At 66.7% G+C, this 20,658-nt stretch carries 16 protein-coding genes; 9 read left to right on the top strand and 7 right to left on the bottom strand.

Going from position 1 to position 20,658, the window contains the following annotated elements; genetic code table 11:
- Positions 1–232: 232 nt before the first annotated feature.
- Complete coding sequence (locus RHOSA_RS24100; protein ID WP_051431916.1) at positions 233–2,830, bottom strand: PAS domain-containing sensor histidine kinase; 2,598 nt, start codon at positions 2,828–2,830, stop codon at positions 233–235.
- A gap of 544 nt (positions 2,831–3,374) precedes the next feature.
- Here RHOSA_RS24100 and RHOSA_RS0107410 point away from each other — a divergent pair.
- Positions 3,375–4,964, top strand: a complete 1,590-nt coding sequence (locus RHOSA_RS0107410) for an OpgD/OpgG family glucan biosynthesis protein (protein ID WP_027288171.1) — start codon at positions 3,375–3,377, stop codon at positions 4,962–4,964.
- Positions 4,965–4,980: 16 nt separating this feature from the next.
- On the opposite strand, the gene RHOSA_RS0107405 is transcribed toward RHOSA_RS0107410, so the two are convergent.
- Both RHOSA_RS0107405 and RHOSA_RS21125 read right to left on the bottom strand, forming a co-directional pair.
- Positions 4,981–6,240, bottom strand: coding sequence for an MFS transporter (locus RHOSA_RS0107405; RefSeq protein WP_051431915.1), 1,260 nt, complete (start codon positions 6,238–6,240; stop codon positions 4,981–4,983).
- Positions 6,241–6,316: 76 nt separating this feature from the next.
- Positions 6,317–7,540 (bottom strand): MFS transporter, encoded by a 1,224-nt coding sequence (locus RHOSA_RS21125; RefSeq protein WP_037255878.1) that lies wholly within the window; start codon positions 7,538–7,540, stop codon positions 6,317–6,319.
- A gap of 269 nt (positions 7,541–7,809) precedes the next feature.
- On the opposite strand from RHOSA_RS21125, the gene RHOSA_RS21120 reads away from it, so the two are divergent.
- Positions 7,810–8,982 (top strand): putative manganese transporter, encoded by a 1,173-nt coding sequence (locus tag RHOSA_RS21120; RefSeq protein ID WP_081728558.1) that lies wholly within the window; start codon positions 7,810–7,812, stop codon positions 8,980–8,982.
- A gap of 109 nt (positions 8,983–9,091) precedes the next feature.
- Here RHOSA_RS21120 and rpsD read toward each other — a convergent pair whose 3' ends face one another.
- The 3 genes from rpsD to cimA form a co-directional block, all read right to left on the bottom strand.
- Positions 9,092–9,706 (bottom strand): 30S ribosomal protein S4, encoded by a 615-nt coding sequence (gene rpsD / locus RHOSA_RS0107390; RefSeq protein WP_027288169.1) that lies wholly within the window; start codon positions 9,704–9,706, stop codon positions 9,092–9,094.
- 270 nt (positions 9,707–9,976) lie between these two features.
- Positions 9,977–10,786: an RNA methyltransferase gene (locus tag RHOSA_RS0107385; protein WP_051431914.1), complete on the bottom strand. Its 810-nt coding sequence runs from the start codon at positions 10,784–10,786 to the stop codon at positions 9,977–9,979.
- Positions 10,787–12,418: a citramalate synthase gene (cimA, locus tag RHOSA_RS21115; protein ID WP_051432447.1), complete on the bottom strand. Its 1,632-nt coding sequence runs from the start codon at positions 12,416–12,418 to the stop codon at positions 10,787–10,789. It abuts the gene before it with no gap.
- A gap of 172 nt (positions 12,419–12,590) precedes the next feature.
- Between cimA and RHOSA_RS0107375 the strand changes: the two genes are divergently transcribed.
- Positions 12,591–13,181 (top strand): VUT family protein, encoded by a 591-nt coding sequence (locus tag RHOSA_RS0107375; protein ID WP_027288167.1) that lies wholly within the window; start codon positions 12,591–12,593, stop codon positions 13,179–13,181.
- Positions 13,178–13,900: a 7-cyano-7-deazaguanine synthase QueC gene (gene queC, locus RHOSA_RS0107370; protein WP_027288166.1), complete on the top strand. Its 723-nt coding sequence runs from the start codon at positions 13,178–13,180 to the stop codon at positions 13,898–13,900. The genes RHOSA_RS0107375 and queC overlap by 4 nt, the downstream gene beginning before the upstream one ends.
- 84 nt (positions 13,901–13,984) lie before the next feature.
- Here queC and RHOSA_RS0107365 read toward each other — a convergent pair whose 3' ends face one another.
- Positions 13,985–14,995 carry a 4-hydroxyproline epimerase gene (locus RHOSA_RS0107365; protein ID WP_027288165.1) on the bottom strand — a complete coding sequence of 337 codons (1,011 nt, stop codon included), beginning with the start codon at positions 14,993–14,995 and terminating at the stop codon, positions 13,985–13,987.
- A gap of 114 nt (positions 14,996–15,109) precedes the next feature.
- Between RHOSA_RS0107365 and RHOSA_RS0107360 the strand changes: the two genes are divergently transcribed.
- The 5 genes from RHOSA_RS0107360 to RHOSA_RS21110 all read left to right on the top strand — a co-directional run bounded on the left by RHOSA_RS0107360 (position 15,110) and on the right by RHOSA_RS21110 (position 20,585).
- Entirely contained in the window at positions 15,110–15,931 is an 822-nt protein-coding gene (locus RHOSA_RS0107360) for an N-formylglutamate amidohydrolase (RefSeq protein ID WP_037255870.1), read from the top strand.
- A gap of 169 nt (positions 15,932–16,100) precedes the next feature.
- Positions 16,101–17,237, top strand: a complete 1,137-nt coding sequence (locus RHOSA_RS0107355; RefSeq protein ID WP_027288163.1) for a carboxylate-amine ligase — start codon at positions 16,101–16,103, stop codon at positions 17,235–17,237.
- A gap of 69 nt (positions 17,238–17,306) precedes the next feature.
- Entirely contained in the window at positions 17,307–17,594 is a 288-nt protein-coding gene (locus RHOSA_RS0107350; RefSeq protein WP_027288162.1) for a DUF1244 domain-containing protein, read from the top strand.
- A 140-nt stretch (positions 17,595–17,734) separates the two neighbouring features.
- Positions 17,735–19,528 (top strand): acyl-CoA dehydrogenase, encoded by a 1,794-nt coding sequence (locus RHOSA_RS0107345; RefSeq protein ID WP_027288161.1) that lies wholly within the window; start codon positions 17,735–17,737, stop codon positions 19,526–19,528.
- A 127-nt stretch (positions 19,529–19,655) separates the two neighbouring features.
- Positions 19,656–20,585 carry a 50S ribosomal protein L11 methyltransferase gene (locus tag RHOSA_RS21110; RefSeq protein WP_051431913.1) on the top strand — a complete coding sequence of 310 codons (930 nt, stop codon included), beginning with the start codon at positions 19,656–19,658 and terminating at the stop codon, positions 20,583–20,585.
- Positions 20,586–20,658 lie beyond the last annotated feature (73 nt).

Genomic DNA, 20,658 nt, shown 5'->3' with positions numbered 1-20,658 from the left:
ACCCTCTTACCAACCCTCGTGAGCGATGTTTCTCGGCCACTGTGCTACTCCTTGACTTAATGGTCGCGCCCGAATTGCAACTGGACACACTGTCAAGTGAACCATGCGCTCGTTATCAACTGATTAAATTTCAGGGTAACCGCCCCGAAAGTGCGCCTATTTACTAGATATCATTTGGGTGATGTATATTTTGGCGCGTATATCGCTACGAATAGGCGCGATATACCAAAGATTAGGTGATATATTCAGATTCGACTGTCTCTGCCATCCGGATCGTCCGGACCCGCCACGCCGGGAGCACAACCGTAACCCGCGTCCCCTGATCCGGCACACTTTCGAGGTGCACCTGACCGCCGTGCAGATCCAGGAAGGCTTTCACCAAATACAGACCGAGCCCGATCCCCTCGTGACGGCGATGCAGGGCATCGTCCGCCTGGACGAACGGCAGCATAACGTTGTCCATGGCTTCCTGCGGAATGCCGACACCATGGTCGGTCACGGCAATTAAATAACCCCCGTCATCGCGCACCGCGCCGTCAATCGAGATTCGTCCGCCGGGATAAGAGAACTTCACGGCGTTGTTCACCAGGTTCAAGATCACCTGCTTAATCAAACGCTTGTCTGCCCGCAGCATGCTCGTATTCGCAACGTGGACATCGAGCCGCACCTCCCGGGCCGCAGCAGCGGGCTGCAGCAACGCAACGGCACTCTCGATAACCGGGGCAATTGCGAACGTCTCTTCAACAAGCGCCAAGGTTCCCCGTTCGAGGCGCGAGACATCGAGGATACTGTTGATGACTTCTAAAAGATGTTCGCCGCTCTCATGGATATGGCGCGCGTATTCGGTGTACTTCTCGTTTCCGATCGGCCCGAAGATCTCACTGGACATGAGTTGCGCGAAGCCGTTGATGGCGTTGAGCGGCGTACGCAGCTCGTGTCCCATCGTCGCGAGAAACCGGGACTTCGCCTCACTGGCGGCCTCGGCGGCGTTCCGGGCGTCGATCAACTCCTGCTGAGTCTTGTGTTGCTCGGTAATATCCTGAGCAACGCCGACTAGGCCCTCGACGGTTCCATCCGATTTCCGGATGGCCTCCGCACGGACATGCACAACGGCGGATGTTCCGCCTGGCAGACACACCCGGTGTTCAACGTCGTAGACCGACCCGGTCGCCAAGGAGTTCCAAAAGGCCGCCTCAACCCGCTCGCGATCCTCGGGAGCCGTCCAGCTCCTGGCCTCCGGCCCGTCAATCCGGTCGCCATAAATCGAGAAATCGAAGAGCGTATTCTCACTGCCATCAACGTAGTAAACATCTTCGACCGGGTCATAGAACCAACTGTTCATCCGGCCGATGCGCTGGGCGTTGCGCATGCGGGCTGCGCTGCGTTCCAGTTCGGCTTGATGCTGCAGCAGTTCCGTGACGTCACGCCCTTCTGCGACCAGCATCGTCACACCGTCATCGTCGCCTCGAACGGGCTTAAGCGACAAATCGAGCATACGTTCCGTCCCCTCAGGGCTCGATGTCGCCATCACCACACGCACGGTCTCGCCTCCGGCGGCCCGGCCAACCGCGTCCTGAAGGCGGCTCTTCGCGTCGTCGGGATGGACCCACCACGACAGGTCCCAGAAGGGCATCCCCCCTTGCGCCACGGACGATAGACCAAGGGCGGCCTGCGCCGTCGCATTCAACTCACGAACCCGCCCCTGGATATCGAGCAAGAAAATGGACTGGTATGCCCTGTCGAAAAGCGCGCGGAAACGCCGCTCGCTCTCGCGGAGGGCACGTTCCGCAAGACGCTGCTGCGTGAGATCGCGCAAAATCACGGCGTAGCCTTGATTCTCCTCGCAAAGCAGGTGGGAAATCGTGGCCGAAGCAGGGAATTCCTGACCATCGCGGCGAAGGCCGATAAAGTTATCCGCCCTGCCCCGAACGCCCGACTGCGTCACGTTCTGCTCGAACATGCTGGCGGCGTCGGGATAGATGCTACGCCGGCGCTCTGGGATCAGAACACTCGCCGACTGGCCAACAATCTCACTGCTGGACCATCCGAATATCTTCTCGGCCCCAGCACCGAAATGAACGATCTGGCCGTCCTTGTCAGCGACGAGAATGCCTTCCGAGGCCGCTTCCATAAGGCGATCGACCAGAGCGCTGAGATGGTCGCGAGCCGCCTGCGTCTTCCGCTGCTCGGTGACGTCCCGCTGGATGGCCATGTAGCGCAGCGTCTCGCCACTGCTGGCGCGCACCGCCGAAACCGACCAGGCCATATTGAACGGGCGGCCATCGCGGCGGTAGTTGACCGCCTCGCCGTGCCAAGTCCGCCCCGCACGCAGGTTTGCGGCGAGGGTTGCCAGAACTCGGCGATCGGTTTTCGGTCCTTGAAGCACCCGTGGCGTACGCCCGAGAATTTCGGTACGGGACCAGCCAGTCATCTCCTCGAACGCGCGATTGACGTACAAAATGCGCGGACCCGGCTGCTCGAGCGCGGTGTCGGTCATCATGACCGCATAGGGGGCGGACTCGACGGCACGCTCCAGATCATGGTGACGGGCTTCCAGCGCGCGCTTCTCCCGTCGATCGAAGCGCCATCGCTGAACAAGAAAAGCGCACGCTGTGACGGCGAGGCACCACAGCGCGAGGATGATTTCGTCGAGCTCCCAATGCTCGTGCGTACGGGTGAACTCGTGCATCAGATCAAACGCATCAATCGCAATGAGTTTGACCAGTAAAACGACAAAGAGCGCGGTATAGAGGAATAGGTCGACCAGCAGGCGATGCTTCTCCCGGAAGCGCATCAACGACTGCAGGATATCTGAATGCCGGCCACTCATCGGTGCTTCACTCCCGCATCCAAGTCAGTCAGAACGCACGTCCCCCGCATCTTTCTGACCCAGCTTCCATCCGCCACGCCCATCGCAAGCGGGCTGTCTTGTCGAACGATGATGCGTGGGGCACACGGGCCCGAGCGCCGCTTTCACACGCAGCCGGAAACTGGTTTATACTTCGACTCTCAATTTTTAGTTAATGTCGAAAGTTGGTCGTGGAATTCACCAATAACGAGCAAGTCCGTATAGCGAATCAATCGAATTCATCCGAATAGCCCCATCCCCCAAAGAAACTCCCGATGCGGCCGCCCGAATTGCCGCAACAGCGGTCCAGTGACTTATACACGCAATAATACCAACATTGTGGGGGCCACGCTGATTGCCGCCCCCTGTGACACCGCTGGCCCCTGCCTCACAGGACGATCACTCCCAATTGGGGCGGCGCCTTGGATAGCTTGGCGGCGTTCGGCGTTCGCAGAACGTGAGTCCGTGACATATATCCGACGCGACCAAGGGCGCTCCCGCTTCGTCGCACAGCCAAGAGGTGCCCATGACCGGCCTGACCCGTCGTACAATGCTGCAGCTTTCCGCCGCCGCGGGCCTCGCGCGGCTGTTCACCGGCCCGGCGCAGGCCCAGGCGCCCGACGGTCTGAAGCTCGGACCAGCGGAATCGTTCTCCTACGAGTGGCTTAAGCGCCACGCCCGTGAACTTGCCGCCCAACCGTACGACGCGCCGCCACGCCCCGATCCGGAAATCGTGCAGAGGATCGACTACGACGCACACGGCAAGCTCGACTATCGGATGAACTACGCGCTCTTCCCCGAGAGCGCCTATCCGATCTCCTTCCAGCACGTTGGGATGTACTTCCCCAAGACGGTGCAGATGCACAAGCTGACCGGCAGTGGCGACGCACGCGAGGTGCTGTACGATCCGGGCTATTTCGATGTCGGCCCGGACCACGTCGCCTCCGATCTGCCGGAAAAGCCCTCGGCATTCGCAGGCTTCTGGGTGCACCAGCCACGCAGTGAAGGGCCGCTGTCCGAGGTCGAGCCGTGGGCGACCTTCCTGGGCGGCTGCTATTTCCGCGGCATCGGCGAATCCGGTCAGATCGGCATGTCCGCGCGCGGCGTCGCTCTCGACCCCGGGGGATCGGGGGCGGAAGAGTTCCCGGACTTCCGCGCCTTCTGGTTCGAGCCGGCGGCGAGCGAGGCGGAGCCCGTCACGGTCTACGCTCTGCTGGACGGCCCGTCGGTCACCGGCGCCTACAAGTTCCTGCTCCACCGCAACGAAGGCGTGGTGATGGACATCGAGGCCAACCTTCACCTGCGCAAGAAGGTGGAACGGCTGGGCCTGGCCCCGCTGACCTCGATGTACTGGTTCTCCGAGACCCGCAAGGAAACCATGACCGATTGGCGGCCGGAAGTGCACGATTCCGACGGCCTGTACATGTGGACCGGGAATGGCGAGCGGATCTGGCGGCCGCTCAATAACCCCGACCGGATATCCATTTCCAGCTTCCAGGACCGCAACCCGCGCGGCTTCGGCTTGATGCAGCGGGATCGCGAGTTCGACAACTATCTGGATGGCGTACGCTACCATCGCCGTCCGTCGAGTTGGGTGGAGCCGCTGCACGACTGGGGCCCCGGCGTGGTTCAGCTGGTCGAGATTCCGACCGATGATGAAATCCACGACAACATCAACGCGATCTGGATCCCCGACGGCGATCACGGAGCGGGTACGGAATACCACCTGAACTACAAGCTGTACTGGATGGATGACTGCCCCTATCCCAGCGACCTGGCGCGCTGCGTCGCCACGCGGCTGGGCCATGGCGGCCAGGCTGGCCGGGCGAACCCCAAGGACAAACGCAAGTTCGTGGTCGAGTTCAAGGGCGGCCCACTGGAGGACCTGCCCAAGGGCACGATCCCGGAGCCGGTGCTCACCGCCTCGCGCGGCAGCTTCTCGAACCAGCGCACGGAAGCGGTGCCGAACGATGTACCGGGCCACTGGCGCACCATGTTCGACCTGACGATCGACGGCGCCGACCCGATCGAACTGCGCTGCTACTTGCGTACCGACGATCAGGTCCTGACCGAAACCTGGCTCTACCAGTACCACCCACTGGCCGAAGAGGCGTAAGGCACCATCGGGCTGCCTACGCCCGCGCGAAACGGGCGGCAAGCAGGTACCACAGCCACGCCAGCAAACAGAGCGCCAGGAAGGTGGCGAACGCGACTTGGTACGCGGCGGCCGGATAAGGGTCCGTCTGGCCCGCCGCGACCAGGTCGATGATGCCACCGATCGCCGACTGCACCCCAAAGGCCCCGAGAAACACCAGCAGATTGAGCGCGGTGGTCGCACGGCCTGACAGCGCCAGCGGAAAGTGCCGGGACACCACGGTGTAGCTGAGCGCAGTGACATTCCCCATCAGACCCAGGAAGAGCCAGGGCCACAGGGCGGTGCGGTCGAGTTCGAAGGTGATGCAGCCAAGCGCGGTCAGGAACAGCGCCACGCCCATGCCAAGCGTGCGCGTCAACGGCACGCCGTGCCGGCTCAGCCAATCCGCCACCGTACCCCAAAAGACGTAGCCGACCGTCACCGCCGCAGCCAGCATGAAGAGCGTCTGCGCCACGCCCGCGTGATCGAAACCGGCAACGTCGCGCAGCCAAGGACCAGCCCATAGCCCCTGGATCGACAGGCTGGTGGCCATGCACAAAAACGCCATCGGCGCCAAACGCCAGAAAAAACGGTCGGCGAACACATGACGCACGCCCGTCAGTTGCTCGCTTAACGACTGCGGAAAATGCGTGTCCCGCCGGTCCGGAACGATCGAGAGGATCAACACCGCCACCGCCAACGTCGCCGCCGCAAGACCCGCGAAAATGCCGCGCCAGTCGGTCACCTGCAGCAGCCATTCCACCGGCGCGGTCGCCGACATCGCGCCCACCCCGCCCATCGCCAGAAAGCAGCCGTTAACCACTGGCCACCGGTGTTCCGGAAACCACTGCGTAATCGCTTTCAACGCGGCCATCAGCCCACCGGCGACCCCCAGGCCGATCAGCGCGCGCGCCAGCCACAGCTGCAACAACCCCTCCCCCAACGCGAAGCCGAGCGCACCGGCGGCGGCCAGCAGCAACAACAGACCGTGCACTCTGCGCGCGCCGTAGCGGTCGAGCAGCAGCCCCAAGGGGATCTGGAAGGCGGAGAAGGCGACGAAGTAGGCGCTGGTCAACAGACCCAGGTCGCTCGCGCTCAGGCCGACGTCGGCCGTCAACGTATCGGCGATCACCGCGTTCACCGAGCGGTACAGGTAACTCAGGTAATAGCCACCGGCGAACGGCAGGAACACGGTCAAAATCGCACGCAGCGTGACGCGCGCGGGCGACACGCCCGTTTGGTTGGCGGACTGGGTCATCGGGAACTCGTTTCGTAGGGCCGAACGCGTCGAAGGCTAGTGCGCCGCCACGCCGCGGCACAAGAGGACGCGCCCGCTAACGCTTGCCAGCACGTGGGTCCAGCGTGCTCAACCCCGTGGAGGTCCGCGGCACGGCCACGAACGGGGCCTTCGCCTCCGGCGCGGCGCGCGTGCGCAGGCGGACGAACACGAACGCGGCGAGCAGCAGATGCACGCCGGCGGAGAAAGCGAACAGGCTGACACTGCCTGCCTGCGCCATCACGAACGATGCCAGGGCCGGGCCGAACGCCGAGCCGAGTGCACTCGCCAGCAGCAAACCAGCGGACGCCTGAACGAACTGACCGGACGGCACGAAGTCGTTCGTATGCGCCACGCACAGCGCATACAGCGGGATCGCAAAAGCACCGAACGCCAGCCCCGCATAGGGCAGCAACGCCGGCCGGTGTAGCGCCGCGGCGACCAACGCGATCCCGGCCCCGGCCGCCAAGATGCACGTGCCCAGGATGACGTAGCGACGGTCGAGCTTGTCCGACAGCCGTCCGGCCGGCCACTGCCCGACCGCGCCCCCCAGAACCACCAGAGCCATGAACAGCCCGACCCCGCCGCTGTCCAGCCCATTGGCGACGGCGAACGCGGGCGCGAGCGTCCAGAACGGCCCGTTGGCAAGCCCCACAGCGAAACAACCGACCAACCCGACCGGCGAAATGCGGTAAAGCCACAGCGGCCGGATGCCGGTTGCCGTCGGCCCAGCCGGCGGCTTGGAGGTGGTGAGCGCGAGTGGCACGCCGGCCAACGCGATCAGCATCGCCGCAACGGCGAACGGCACGAAGGTCTGCGGCTCCAGCACCGCGACCAGCAGCTGGCCCAGCGTGATCACCGTCAGGTTGATCGTGGTGTAGACCGACAGGATCGCCCCACGGGTGGCGTTGGTCGCCTGCGCGTTCAGCCAGCTTTCCATGACGACGTACAAACCGGCCAGGCAAAAACCGGTTACGGCCCGCAACGGCAACCAGACGTCCGGCTGGATCGCCAACGCGTGGCCCAACACGGTCGCCGAGGCGATTGCCGCCAACGCCGTGAACGCCCGGATGTGCCCGACCCGCCGAACGAATCGCGGTCCCGCCCAACTGCCGAGCGCGAAACCGGCGAAATAGGCCGATCCCAGCCAGCCGATCTGCAGCGCCCCGAACGCTTCCAACTGGGCGCGCAGGGGCAGAAGCGTGCCCTGCAGCCCGTTGCCCATCAGCAACAGCGCGACCGAAACGAGCAGCGCCACGACGGGCGCGAGAGTCTTGAGCATGGGGCTGACGGAAGCTCGTCTCGAGAGGGGACAACAAGCGAACGACGGCGTGGTGCCCCCATCTTATACCGTTCGACACCCTCGCGCCGAGGGGCTGGTTGCGCGACACCCATCGTTCACGGCGACCGAGCGCGTCGGCGCCGTGGACACAGTCACCATCGCGCGTAGCCCCCTTGAAATTCGAGCCTTGTCACATGAATTAAGCCATGGCTAAGATTGACCTGCGACAAAGCCCCACGCGCAGTTAAGGCACATGGGAGACCGGCGACGTGACGACCCTAGCGGCAAACGCGAAGAGCAGTCTTTGGGACGTGGGCAGATACCTGCGCCAGCTGGGTGTGGCGAAGTTGCTGCTGCTCGCCGCCGTGTTCGGTCTGTTGCTGTTCACCTCGGCAGAAACGCGCGGGATCATCTTCGCCGCGCTGTCGGATGCCTACCTTCAGGTCAGCGTGTTCGTCGCGGCGACGCTGGGCGCGATTTACTATTTGGAGCACCGCTTCGACGTCGACGTCAGCGCGGTGCTGCGCAAGTACCAACGCTGGCAGGTGCCGGTGGCGGCCCTGCTGGGGGCCCTGCCCGGCTGCGGCGCTGCCGTCGCCGTGGTCACGCAGTACGTCCGCGGCGCGATTTCGTTCGGCTCGCTGGTCGCCGTCCTGACGGCGACGATGGGCGACGCGGCCTTCCTGCTACTGGCGGCCGAACCAACCACCGGCCTGATGGTGTTCGCGATCGGCATGCTGGTCGGGACGATCACCGGCTATACGATCGACGCGATCCATGGACAGGACTTCCTGCGCGCCGATCATGCGGAAGTGCCGGATCATATGCCGCGCAAGACACTGCCGCGGCTGAATCGGTTGCGCCCGCTCTGGGCGGTCCTGCTGTTACCGGGGCTGGTCCTGGGCACGCTGGATCTGATGACGATCAACACCAATGCCCTGTTCGGCCCGTTCGCGGCGCATGACCCGACGCAGATCATCGGTGTCACCGGCGCGTTGCTCGCGTTCGCGATGTGGACGCTGGATCCGGAGCTGCGGTTCGATCCCGGCGTGTCGCGGGCGGGCGGACCGTTCGTGCGCACGGTGGACGCGACCAACTTCGTCACCGTCTGGGTGATCGTCGGCTTCCTGATCTACGAGCTGGGCGTGCACTTCACCGGCGTCGACCTCGCTGCCCTCTTCGACACCTGGGCCCCGCTGATCCCGGCGCTGGCGGTGCTGGTCGGCTTCCTGCCCGGCTGCGGGCCGCAGATCGTGGTCACCACGCTCTACATCACCGGCGCGATGCCGCTGTCAGGCCAACTTGGCAACGCGATCTCCAACGACGGCGACGCCCTGTTCCCGGCGCTCGCGATCGCGCCCAGGGCCGCGTTCATCGCCACGATCTACAGCGGCGTCCCGGCCCTGCTGGTCGGCTACGGCACCTACCTGCTCTGGGGCTGACGCCCGGGGAGCCTATGAGCCCGATGCTAGTCAGGTATAGACACACGAAAACGCCCCGGAAGCGCTTGGCCTCCGGGGCGTGATCCATCTTCCGCGCGGAAAACCGCGTTTACCGTGAGTAGTACTCGATGACAAGGTTCGGTTCCATCGTCGTCGGGTACGGCACGTCGGCCAGCTTCGGGCCGCGCTGGAAGGTCGCCTTCAGGTCGTTGCTGTCGACCTCGATGTAGTCCGGCAGATCGCGCTCGCTGGACTCCTGGCCCTCGAACACGAGCTGCATGTCCTTCTTCTTCGGGTCGACCTGCACCACGTCGCCGTCCTGCACCTTGTAGGAGGGGACGTTGACGCGCTTGCCGTTCACCAGCACGTGGCCGTGGTTCACGAACTGCCGGGCGGCGAACACGGTTGGCACGAACTTCGAGCGGTAGACCACGGTCGCCAGACGGCGCTCCAGCAGCTCGATCAGGTTCTCGGAGGTATCGCCCTTACGGCGCGTGGCCTCCTCGTAGTACTTGCGGAACTGCTTCTCGCCGATCGAGCCGTAGTAGCCCTTCAGCTTCTGCTTGGCGGCGAGCTGCAGGCCGTAGTCGGAGACCTTCTTGCGGCGCTGGCCGTGCTGGCCGGGGCCATACGGGCGCTTGTTGAACGGGCTCTTCGGACGGCCCCAGAGGTTGACGCCGAGGCGTCGGTCAATCTTGTACTTCGAAGCCTTACGCTTGCTCATTTTGCGAGCTTTCTCCGTCGCTTAAGCGGGAATGGCCGCGCTGTGACGCGCGTTGATGTCCCGGTAGGCCCGATCGCTCCGTTTTGCTGGATGCCGCACTAACGATCATCCGGACGCTTCGCGTTTGCAGCACTGCGCCCCGGAGACGGGCGGGGCCCGACCCTCGAAGGTCGACCCACGTTCCCAGGAAGTGCGGCGGACACTACGGCTGAACGTCGGCTTGTCAAGTAAAGCTGTCGCGTGCGCGCTGCTGGCGCGGCACTCCGACGGTCAATCGTCGGTCTCGCGCTCCTGCTCGCGCGGGCGACGGGTCACCTTGGGGGCTTCCCAGAGCGCCTTGACCATGCCGTGCAGGCTATCGATCTCCGCCGCCGTCGGGCGGGCGCGGGCGAAGATGTTGCGCAGGTTGCGCACCATCGCCGGGCGCTTCTCCGGGATGTTGAAATAGCCGGCCGCTTCCAGCCGCGCTTCCAGCCGGGCCATGAAGTTGTCGAACTCCTCCACCCGTGCCGCCCGGCCGCTGTTCTGCCGGCCGCTGACCAGCTTGACCGCCGGACTGGCCTCCTCCGCCGTCCACCATTCGTAGGCGATCATCAACACCGCCTGCGCCAGGTTGAGGGAGGTGAAGCCGGGGTTGAGCGGGGCTCGGATCAGCGTGTCGGCCAGCGCGACCTCGTCGTTCTCCAACCCCTGCTTTTCCGGACCGAACAACACCGCCGCCGGCCCCTCGTCGCGTACCGCCGCACGCAGATCGGCACCGGTCGCTCGCGGGGTCAGCACCCATTTCACCTGATCGCGCGCGCGGGCGGTGGTGGCATAGACGCGCGCCATCTCCGCCACCGCCTCGTGGGTACTGTCGTAGACCCGGGCCTGATCGACCACGGCGCGGGCGTTCACCGCGGCGGCCTGCGCGTCCGCGTTCGGCCAGCCATCACGCGGGGCCACGAGGCGCAGGTCGGACAGGCCGCAGTTCAACATCGCGCGCGCGGCCATACCGATGTTCTGGCCCAACTGCGGGCGCACCAGCACAATCGCCGGCTGCGGCCCATCCGGCACGGGCAGCGGCTTTTCGCGGGCCATCTACTCCTCGAGCGCGTGCGGACGGCGCGGGGTCTGCGCCTGGTGGGCGCCTTCCTGGTACAGCTTCCAGGTCAGGCCGTCGTGTAGGGCATTGAAGGAGGCGTCGATGATGTTGGTCGACACCCCCACGGTGGTCCAGCTCCGCCCCTGCCCGTCGGCGCTTTCGATCATCACACGGGTGACCGCGCCGGTGCCGGCCTGGGGGGTGAGGATACGCACCTTGTAGTCGCTCAGGCGCATGTCCTCGAGCTGCGGGTAGAACTCCAGGAGCGCCTTGCGCAGGGCCTTGTCCAGCGCGTTCACCGGACCGTTGCCGTTGGCGACCGTCATCATCTCGCGCCCGGCAACCTCGGTGGTCACGGTCGCTTCGGACTCCGTCACCAGCTCCCCGCGCGCGTTCCAGCGGCGGTCGTCCATCACCCGGAAGCGGGACAGCGCGAAGTAGTCGGGCACCTGCTTGAGCGCCCGGCGGGCCATCAGCTCGAAGCTCGCCTCCGCCCCGTCATAAGCATAGCCCGAGAACTCGCGCGCCTTCACCCGCTCGACCAGATCGGCCACGGCCGGATCGTTCGGGTCCATCTCGATGCCGATCTCACGGAACCGCGCCAGGATGTTGGAGCGCCCCGACTGATCCGAGACGACGATGTGGCGCTGGTTGCCGACCCGCGCGGGATCGATGTGCTCGTAGGTGCGCGGGTCCTTCTCGACCGCGGAGACGTGCAACCCGCCCTTGTGCGCGAACGCACTCTCCCCGACGTAGGGCGCGCCGCGCGAGGGCGCGCGGTTCAGCCGCTCGTCGAGCAGCCGCGAGACCGGGGTCAACTCCTTGAGCTGCTGATCGGTGATCCGCGTCTTAAAATCCGTCTTGAGCGCGATCGAGGCGATCACCGAGATCAGGTTGGCATTGCCGCAGCGCTCGCCCAGCCCGTTCAGCGTGCCCTGCACCTGCCGCACGCCGGCTTCCACCGCGGCTAGCGAATTGGCGACCGCGTTGCCGGTGTCGTCGTGGGTGTGGATGCCGAGCTGCTGGCCCGGGATGCGCTGCGCGACCTCGCCTACGATCCGGCTGACCTCGTGCGGCAGGGTGCCGCCGTTGGTGTCGCACAACACGATCCAGCGCGCGCCCGCCTGGTAGGCCGCGTCCAGGCAGCGCAGCGCGTAGTCCGGGTTCGCCTTGTAGCCGTCGAAGAAGTGCTCGGCGTCGAAGATCGCCTCGCCCTTGCGCTCCCGGGCAATGCGCACGCTGTCGGCGATCACCTCGACGTAGTCGTCCCGGTCGGCGCCGAGCGCGAGGTCGACATGGTAATCCCAGGTCTTCCCCACGATCGTCAGACCATCGGCGCGGCTGTTCAGCAGCGCGGCCATGCCCGGGTCGTTGTCCGCCGACCGGCCGATCCGCCGGGTCATACCGAAGGCGACCAGCTTGGCGTTGGTCAGCTGCGGGGGCTCATCGAAAAAGGCATCATCGGTCGGGTTCGCGCCCGGCCAGCCGCCCTCGATATAATCGACGCCAAGCTCGTCGAGCGCCAGCGAGAGCGTACGCTTGTCGGCGACGGAGAAATCGACGCCTTGCGTCTGCTGCCCGTCGCGCAGCGTACAGTCGTAAAAGTGGACGCGGTGGTCGCTGGTCATCTCGGTTTCTTCGCCGTTCGCGCGGTGCGGTCGCAATTGTCTGATGGACCACCGGGTTTAAGGCGTGGCCGCCGGGCCGGTCAACGTTCCGGGACAGCCGGGCACGGCCGCAGGTCCCGACGATCAGCCGTCTTGCCCCTTGCACCCCGCATCGTGTAGCACCCTTGTCGCGATGACCGACACACCCGTGACATCCCGGCAACGACGGATCGAGGGCGCGGCCTTCCTGGTCGCCTTCTGCGCCTGCGTGCCCTTGGCGAACTGGCTGATCGGCAACCTCGGCACGACCTGCGTGCCGAACGGTCCGTGCCTGATCCCGGTCGCCCCGGGCCTGCTGGGCGATCCGATCATGGCGCCTTCGGGCGTGCTGATGATCGGGATCGCGCTCGTCATGCGTGACATGGTGCAGCGGCGCCTGGGCAAGCTGTGGACGCTGGCCGCGATCACGGTCGGCGCCGGCCTGTCGGCCCTGGTCTCGCCGGGCGCGCTGGTGATCGCCTCCACGGCCGCCTTCCTGTTCTCCGAACTGGCGGACTTCGCGGTCTATACCCCGCTGCAGCGCCGGCGCCTGGTGCTTGCGGTGTTCCTGAGCGGCCTGGTCGGCCTCACGATCGACAGCCTGGTGTTCCTGCAGCTCGCCTTCGGCGGCCTGGACCACCTGTGGGGCCAAGTCCTCGGCAAGCTGTGGATGACCCTCCTGGCCCTGCCCTGCGTCCTGCTGCTGCGCCGGCGCGACCGCAAGATCGGCCTCGCCCCGGCATGACCGCCGACCCGGGCCCGGCACTGGTGGTCTGTTCCGGCGGTCTGGACTCGGTGACGCTCGCCCATCGCCTGTCGACCGAACCGGGCGGCGTGGCCGCCCTGGTGACCTTCGATTACGGCCAGCGCCATCGCAAGGAGATCGAGTTCGCCGCCCGCTGCGCCAAGCGCCTGGGCGTGGCGTACGAGGTGATCGATCTCTCCGATGTCGGCCGGCGGATCGCCGGCAGCGCGCTCACCGACAGCGAAGACGTCCCGGACGGGCACTATTCGTCCGAAACGATGGCCGTCACCGTCGTGCCCAACCGCAACCCGCTGATGCTGACGGCCGCCTTCGCGCTCGCCGGTGGGCGCGGGATTGCGCGCGTGGCGGCGGCGATGCACACCGGCGACCACGTGATCTACCCCGACTGCCGCCCGGCCTTCGTCGACGCCTTCCAGGCGATGGAGGACACCGCGCTCGACGGCGTCGCGTCGATCAACCTGGAAACCCCGTTCATCCACTGGTCGAAGACCGACATCGCCGCCGAAGCCGGCCGCCTCGGCGTGCCGATCGCGGAGACCTGGTCCTGCTACAAGGGCGAGGCGGTGCACTGTGGGCGCTGCGGCACCTGCGTCGAGCGCCTGGAGGCGCTGCACGACGCCGGCGTGGAAGATCCGACCGAGTACGCCGACCGCGATTTCTGGCGGGAAGAGATCGCCCGGTGGCAGGGGCGGTCGTAACGCGGGGATCGCCACCGGACATGGGCGACACGGGCCTTACGCGCCCTGCTCAGCAGGACGTCGATCTTCGTTTTTGAGTAGCCCCTACCCCACCGTAAACCCGCGCACGTAGGGGTCGGACTCGTCCAGGAAGAGCGTGTTGAAGCCGGTGATCACCGCCCAGCCCTCGATCGACGGCTGGATCGCGGGGGTGCCGGCGACCTCGGTGGCCGCCTCGACCCGCCCGGTGAACAGCGAGCCGATGATGCTCTCGTGCACGAAGGCATCGCCCGGCCGGAGGTCACCCCGGGCGGCGAGCTGGGCCATGCGCGCGCTGGTGCCGGTGCCGCAGGGGCTGCGGTCGATCGCGCGCTTGCCGTAGAAGACGGCGTTGCGAGCGTGCGCGCCCTCGGTCTGCGGCGTGCCGGTCCACATCACGTGGCTGACCCCGCGGATCGTCGGGTCCTGGGGATGGACGGCGTCGAGGGCGGCATTGACCGCGTCCCGCACCCTGGGCGACCAGGCCAGCACATCCGCCGCGCCGATCGTCTCCAGCCCACCGAAGGCCGCCTGCGGTTCGATGATGGCGTAGAAGTTGCCGCCGTAGGCCACGTCGAGCGTCAGCCGGCCCAGCCCGTCCACCGCGATCTCGATGCCTTGGGCGTATAGGAAGGCCGGGACGTTGGTGATCTTGACCGCCGCAACCTTGTCGCCCTGCACGCGGTAGTCGGCGGTGACCCGTCCGGCCGGCGTGTCCAGACGCAGCACGCCGGGCGTGGCCGGCTGCACCAGCCCGCGTTCCAGCGCGAAGGTCACCGTGCCGATCGTCCCATGGCCGCACATCGGCAGGCAGCCGCTGGTCTCGATATACAGCACGCCGATGTCGCCGTCGGGCGTGGTCGGCGGATAGAGGATCGCCCCCGACATCATGTCGTGGCCGCGCGGCTCGAACATCAGGCCGGTGCGGATCCAGTCGTAGCGGGCAAGGAAGTCCTGCCGGCGCTCGGATATCGTGGCGCCGTCGAGCCTGGGCCCGCCCGAGGCCACCAGCCGAACCGGGTTGCCGCAGGTGTGCCCGTCGATGCAGAAGAAGGTGTTGGGCTGTCCGATCCGCATGCGCCAATTAGGCGACCGCACTCATCACGGGTCAATGACGAAACGGTGCCATGCGGCTTTGGCAGAACGGACCCCGTTTCCCTGTTACGCAGCCCTGGTCTATGATCGCGCGCGATGACGCGCTCCCCCGACACCCAAGATACCGACACGGCCGCGTGCCCGCTGCTCGCCGACGACGAGCCCGCGCCCTTCTGGACCTACAACGCCGAGGCGGAGAGCGACCTGCTCTTGGTCTGCGACCACGCGGCGAACTTCGTGCCGCGCGCGCTGGATGGCCTGGGCGTGCCGGCGCGCGCGCTGGAACGGCACATCGCCTACGACATCGGGATCGCGCCGGTCACCCGGATGATGGCGGACGCGCTGAACGCGCCCGCCGTATTCTCGCACTTCTCGCGCCTGATCGTGGACCCCAACCGGCAGTTGGACGACCCCACGCTGACCCCCGCAATCGCCGACGAGACGGTGGTGCCCGGCAACCGCGAGCTTTCGGCGGACGCGCTGGAAGCGCGGCTGCAGAGCTTCTTCTGGCCCTATCACGGCGCGGTCGCCCGGCAGCTGGACGCCATGACCGCGCGCGGCCGGGCGCCCGTGCTGGTCTCGATGCACTCCTTCACCCCCATCCTGCGGGGGCGGGAGCGGCCGTGGCAGATCGGCGTGCTGTGGGACTACGACCCCCGCCTGCCGGTGCCGTTGATGCGCCGGGCCCGCGCGCGGGGCTGGCAGGTCGGCGATAACGAGCCCTACTCCGCGCGTGACGGCCACGGCTATACCCAGCACGTCCACGGCGACAAGCGCGGCCTCGCCAACGCGCTGGTCGAGATTCGCCAGGACCTGATCGACACCCAGCGCGGCCAGCGTGCCTGGGCGGACGAGATGGTCGAGCTGCTGCGCCCGCTGCTCGACGATCCCGAGCTGTACAAACCGTATCGGCAGTAACGCGCTTCGCGCCTGCCGACGGGCGGAGAGCCCCCGAGACGCCTGGCTCCCAATCAGCCGCTCACGACGCTGAATCATCCGCGTTCATCGCCCACAGTCTTTGCAAGCTGGGCGCGCGGCGGGCAAACTTTGTACAGCCAACCGCCGTCGGAGCCGGGAGCGCACGCGCATGAGCCAGACCGTCCCCTCCTTCACCATGGGCGTGGAGGAGGAATACCTGCTGGTCGAACGGCAGAGCCGCGATCTGGTCACTGAAGTCCCGGACGCCTTGATGGCGGAATGCGAACGCCGGCTGAAGAGCCGGGTCAGTCCGGAATTCCTGCGCTGCCAGATCGAGGTCGGCACCGGCGTCAACGATACGCTGCACGGCTGCCGCGAGGAACTGCGCGAGCTGCGGCGCACGGTGGCTGATGTGGTGAACGCCTACGACCTCGCGCCGATCGCGGCCTCGACCCACCCGTTCGCCGCCTGGACCAGCCAGAAGCACACCGACAAGGAGCGCTACAACGTCCTCGCCCGCGACATGCAGGCGGTCGCGCGGCGGATGATCATCTGTGCCATGCACGTTCACGTCGGCATCGAGGACGACGAGTTGCGCATGGATCTGATGGGTCAGGCGGCCTACTTCCTGCCGCACCTGCTGGCGCTGTCGACCTCCTCGCCGTTCTGGCGGGGCGAGAATACCGGGCTCAAGTCCTATCGTCTGGCGGTGTTCGACGAGCTGCCGCGCACCGGCCTGCCGGAGATGTTCGAAAGCTGGTCGGAATACCAGCGCCACCTCGCCATGATGGTCGAGGCCGGGCTGATCGAGGACGCCAGCAAGATCTGGTGGGACGTCCGCCCTTCCGCGCGCTTCCCGACGCTGGAACTGCGGATCACCGATGTCACGCCGCGCCTGGACGACGGCATCTGCATCGCGGCGATCTTCGTGTGCCTGCTGCGCATGCTCTACCGCCTGAAGCGCAACAATCAGCGCTGGCGGCGCTACGCCAACATCCTGGTCCGCGAGAACCGCTGGCGGGCGCAGCGCTACGGCTTCGACGAGGGCCTGGTCGACTTCGGCCGGGGCGAACTGCTGCCGTACAGCGAGCTTTTGGAAGAGTTGCTCGACCTGATCCGCCCCGAAGCGGAGGAGATGGGCGTGCTGGCCGAGGTAAGCCACGCCCGCGAGATCGTCCGCCACGGCACCAGCGCCCACCGCCAGCTCAAGGTCTACCACGACGCGCTCGCCGAGGGCGCGGACACGCACACGGCCCTGCAGCAGGTGGTCGACATGCTGGCACGCGAGACACTGATCGGTGTTTAGCCGCTTTACCGTTCGCGCCGGTCGGGTCATATCTCCCGACAGTCCGCTGAAAGGGGAGCAAAAACAGCCATGGATGACAAAACCCGCACCGAGATCGAGGCGCAGGTGTTCCGCGACCTGGTGCAGCACCTGCGCGAGCGCACCGACGTGCAGAACATCGACCTGATGAACCTGGCCGGCTTCTGCCGCAACTGCCTGTCCAAGTGGTACCGCGCAGCGGCCGAAGAGCAGGGGGTCGAGCTCTCCTATGACGACGCCCGCGAGATCGTCTACGGCATGCCCTACGACGACTGGAAGGCCAAATACCAGACCGAGGCCACGCCCGAACAGAAGGCCAAGTTCGCGCAAAGCCACTGACCTTTCCCGGCCGGACCGGCCCCAAGCCGGCCTAGACAGGTGAGCAGCCCTGCTGTGCGCCCATGTCGGATGGCGCCCGGCAGGCGGTCGTGGCAGCGTAGGGGTCGAAGCAGAAGCGACTCACCAGGAGAAAGTGACCCATGGCCGACTACCGCGCGCCGCTTGCCGACCTTGACTTCGCGCTGCGCACCTCCGGCGGGCTGGAAGCGTTGCATGCCCTGCCCGCGTTCGCCGAGGTCGATGCCGAACTGGTCGATCAGATCGTCGAGGAAGCCGGCAACGTCGCCGCGGAGGTCTGGGCGCCGCTGAACCATTCCGGCGACCAGGAAGGCGTGCGCCTGGACAACGGCTTGGTGCGCACCGCCCAAGGCTTCCAGGACGCCTACCGCAGCTACGTCGACAGCGGCTTCAACACCCTGCCGTTCGATCCGGAGTGGGGCGGCCAGGGACTGCCCTGGACGCTGGCGCTGGCGCTGATGGAGGTCTGGCACAGCGCCAACACCTCACTCGCGCTCAACCCGATGCTGACGATCGGCGCGGTCGAGCTGCTGCAGGCCCACGGCACGCCGGAGCAGCAGGCGACCTACCTGCCCAAGCTGATTACCGGCGAGTGGACCGGCACGATGAACCTGTCGGAGCCGCAGGCCGGCAGCGACCTGGGCCAAATCTCCTGCAAGGCCGAGCGCGCGGACGACGGCAGCTACCGGATCACCGGCCAGAAAATCTACATCACCTGGGGCGAGCACGATCTGTCGGAGAATATCGTGCACATGGTGCTCGCCCGCCTGCCGGACGCCCCGCACGGCACCAAGGGCCTGTCGCTGTTCCTGGTGCCCAAGTTCCTGCCGGACGCCGACGGCAATCCGGGTCAGCGCAACGACGTGCGCTGCACCGGCCTGGAGCACAAGATGGGCATCCACGCCTGCCCCACTTGCACGATGAGCTACGGCGACGACGGCGGGGCGGTCGGCTACCTGATCGGCAAGGAGCACGGCGGCCTGACCGGCATGTTCACGATGATGAACAACGCCCGGCTGGCCGTCGGCGTGCAGGGGATCGGCATCGCGGAGCGCGCGTACCAGGATGCCCGCGCTTATGCCTTCGAGCGCATGCAGGCGCACGACATCCACGGCGGCCACGAGTCCGTGCCGATCGTCCGGCACCCCAACATCCGCCGCAAACTGCTGACGATGCGGGCACTCACCGAAGGCGGCCGGGCGCTGGCGCTCTACGCTGGCAACGCCATGGATCGCGCCAAGCAGGCGGAGGACGCCGACGAGCGTGCCCGCATGAAGACCCGGGTCGATCTGCTGGTTCCGGTGGTCAAGGCCTGGTGCACCGACCACGGGGTCGAGGTCGCCTCGACGGCCGTGCAGATCCTGGGTGGCATGGGCTTCATCGAGGAGGGTGGCGTCGCCCAGCACTATCGCGACGCCCGGATCGCGCCGATCTACGAGGGCACCAACGGCATCCAGGCACTCGACCTGATGGGCCGCAAGGTCCTGCGCGACGAGGGCGCGGGACTACACGCCCTGCTGGCTGATCTGCGCGCTGGCTTGAGCGATCTGGATGACATCAGCGACCATGACCTGACCGCGATCCGCCGGGCGGTCGCCCGCGGCCTGGACCAGTTGGAGGCCGCCGGAGAGACGCTGATCTCCCTCGCGCGGGACGACATCGCCCAATCCGCCGCGGTTGCCGACCCCTTCCTGGAACTGACCGGCACGGTGGTGGCGGGCGCCCTGCTCGCCCAGCAGGCCGGCGTCGCCGCCCAGCAGATGGCGGCGCAGGAATCCGCGCCCGACCAGCACCGCGCCAAACTGGCCATCGCTCGGTTCTATGCCGACAACCTGCTGCCGCGCGCGGACGCCGCCGCCGCCCAGGTCCGCCAGGGGGCGGCAAGCACGCTCGCGCTGGACGAGAAGCTGCTGTAATCCGGCCGCCCCTCTTGCCCACACGAGGAAGAGGGGCGGCAACCTTGCCGCGCCAGGACACCCGCTTTGCCAGAACGCGTCCGGGCGGCTATAACCCGCGCCCGCATCCACGGGGGCGAGGAGTTTCATGAGCAGCGGGCACCATCTGCACCTGGACGTGCCGCAATCGGCGCTGGCGACCTTCGAGGCGGCGCTGCAAGGATTCGACGCGGCGATCGTGACCGGCGAGGCGAACGCCGAGGGTCAAATCCCGGTCGACGTCTATCTGGCTACGGCGCCGGACCCGGACGACCTGGATACACGCCTGGCCACCGCCGCGATGGCGGCCGGCGTGCCGCAGCCGGCCGTGGAGAGCCAACCGTTGCCCGACGTCGACTGGGTGCAGCAGGCCTACGAGGGGCTGCCGCCGATCCACGCCGGGCGTTTCTGGGTCTACGGCGAGCACGACAGGGACAAGCCGCGCCCGGCCGGCTCGATCGCTTTCCACATCGAGGCGAACCAAGCCTTCGGCACCGGCCGGCACGAGACCACGCTGGGATGTCTGCTGGAGATCGAGCGGCTGGCGAAGACCGGCTTCCCGATGCGCCGCGCGCTCGACATGGGGGCGGGCAGTGGGCTGCTTGCCTTCGCGGTCGCGCGGCTGTGGCGCCGCCCCGTGATCGCAGCCGACAACGACCCGAATTCGGTGCGGATCTGTGCCGAGAACGCTCAGATCAACGGCGTCGCCCCCTGGGTCACCAGCCTGATGAGCGACGGCTACGCCGACTTACGGCTACAGGCCAACGCGCCCTACGACCTGATCTGCGCCAACATCCTGGCCGAGCCGCTGACACAGATGGCGCGCGATCTGGACAAGGCACTGGCCCCGGGTGGCATCGCGATCCTATCGGGCCTACTGAACCACCAGGCACGCAAGGTCCTGCTGCGCCACCGCGCGCAGGGACTGGTGCTGCTGCGCCGCCGACGGATCGGCGACTGGACCACATTGGTGTTGCGACAGCCTGCCGGCCGGGTCATGAGCCCACCACACGGCGGGCCTAGCCTGACGCAGGGCTAACATACAAAACCGCCCGCTGGCCGGATCGGGAGGCCAACGGGCGGTTTCAAACAGGCCGCGTGGGCGCGCACGG

Origin of the sequence: Rhodovibrio salinarum DSM 9154, from assembly GCF_000515255.1 — a bacterium.
Classification (GTDB): Bacteria; Pseudomonadota; Alphaproteobacteria; order Kiloniellales; family Rhodovibrionaceae; genus Rhodovibrio; species Rhodovibrio salinarum.
Note: the sequence above shows the minus strand (reverse complement) of the source record. Positions and strands in the feature narration are given on the sequence as shown.

Excerpts from the sequence above, each read along its gene's own strand:
- RHOSA_RS24100 (WP_051431916.1), bottom strand. The coding sequence starts at position 2,830 with ATGAGTGGCCGGCATTCAGATATCCTGCAGTCGTTGATGCGCTTCCGG.
- RHOSA_RS0107360 (WP_037255870.1), top strand. The coding sequence starts at position 15,110 with ATGACGCGCTCCCCCGACACCCAAGATACCGACACGGCCGCGTGCCCG.
- RHOSA_RS0107350 (WP_027288162.1), top strand. The coding sequence starts at position 17,307 with ATGGATGACAAAACCCGCACCGAGATCGAGGCGCAGGTGTTCCGCGAC.
- cimA (WP_051432447.1), bottom strand. The coding sequence starts at position 12,418 with ATGACCAGCGACCACCGCGTCCACTTTTACGACTGTACGCTGCGCGAC.
- rpsD (WP_027288169.1), bottom strand. The coding sequence starts at position 9,706 with ATGAGCAAGCGTAAGGCTTCGAAGTACAAGATTGACCGACGCCTCGGC.
- queC (WP_027288166.1), top strand. The coding sequence starts at position 13,178 with ATGACCGCCGACCCGGGCCCGGCACTGGTGGTCTGTTCCGGCGGTCTG.
- RHOSA_RS0107410 (WP_027288171.1), top strand. The coding sequence starts at position 3,375 with ATGACCGGCCTGACCCGTCGTACAATGCTGCAGCTTTCCGCCGCCGCG.
- RHOSA_RS0107355 (WP_027288163.1), top strand. The coding sequence starts at position 16,101 with ATGAGCCAGACCGTCCCCTCCTTCACCATGGGCGTGGAGGAGGAATAC.
- RHOSA_RS0107385 (WP_051431914.1), bottom strand. The coding sequence starts at position 10,786 with ATGGCCCGCGAAAAGCCGCTGCCCGTGCCGGATGGGCCGCAGCCGGCG.
- RHOSA_RS21125 (WP_037255878.1), bottom strand. The coding sequence starts at position 7,540 with ATGCTCAAGACTCTCGCGCCCGTCGTGGCGCTGCTCGTTTCGGTCGCG.
- RHOSA_RS21110 (WP_051431913.1), top strand. The coding sequence starts at position 19,656 with ATGAGCAGCGGGCACCATCTGCACCTGGACGTGCCGCAATCGGCGCTG.
- RHOSA_RS0107405 (WP_051431915.1), bottom strand. The coding sequence starts at position 6,240 with ATGACCCAGTCCGCCAACCAAACGGGCGTGTCGCCCGCGCGCGTCACG.
- RHOSA_RS0107365 (WP_027288165.1), bottom strand. The coding sequence starts at position 14,995 with ATGCGGATCGGACAGCCCAACACCTTCTTCTGCATCGACGGGCACACC.
- RHOSA_RS0107375 (WP_027288167.1), top strand. The coding sequence starts at position 12,591 with ATGACCGACACACCCGTGACATCCCGGCAACGACGGATCGAGGGCGCG.
- RHOSA_RS0107345 (WP_027288161.1), top strand. The coding sequence starts at position 17,735 with ATGGCCGACTACCGCGCGCCGCTTGCCGACCTTGACTTCGCGCTGCGC.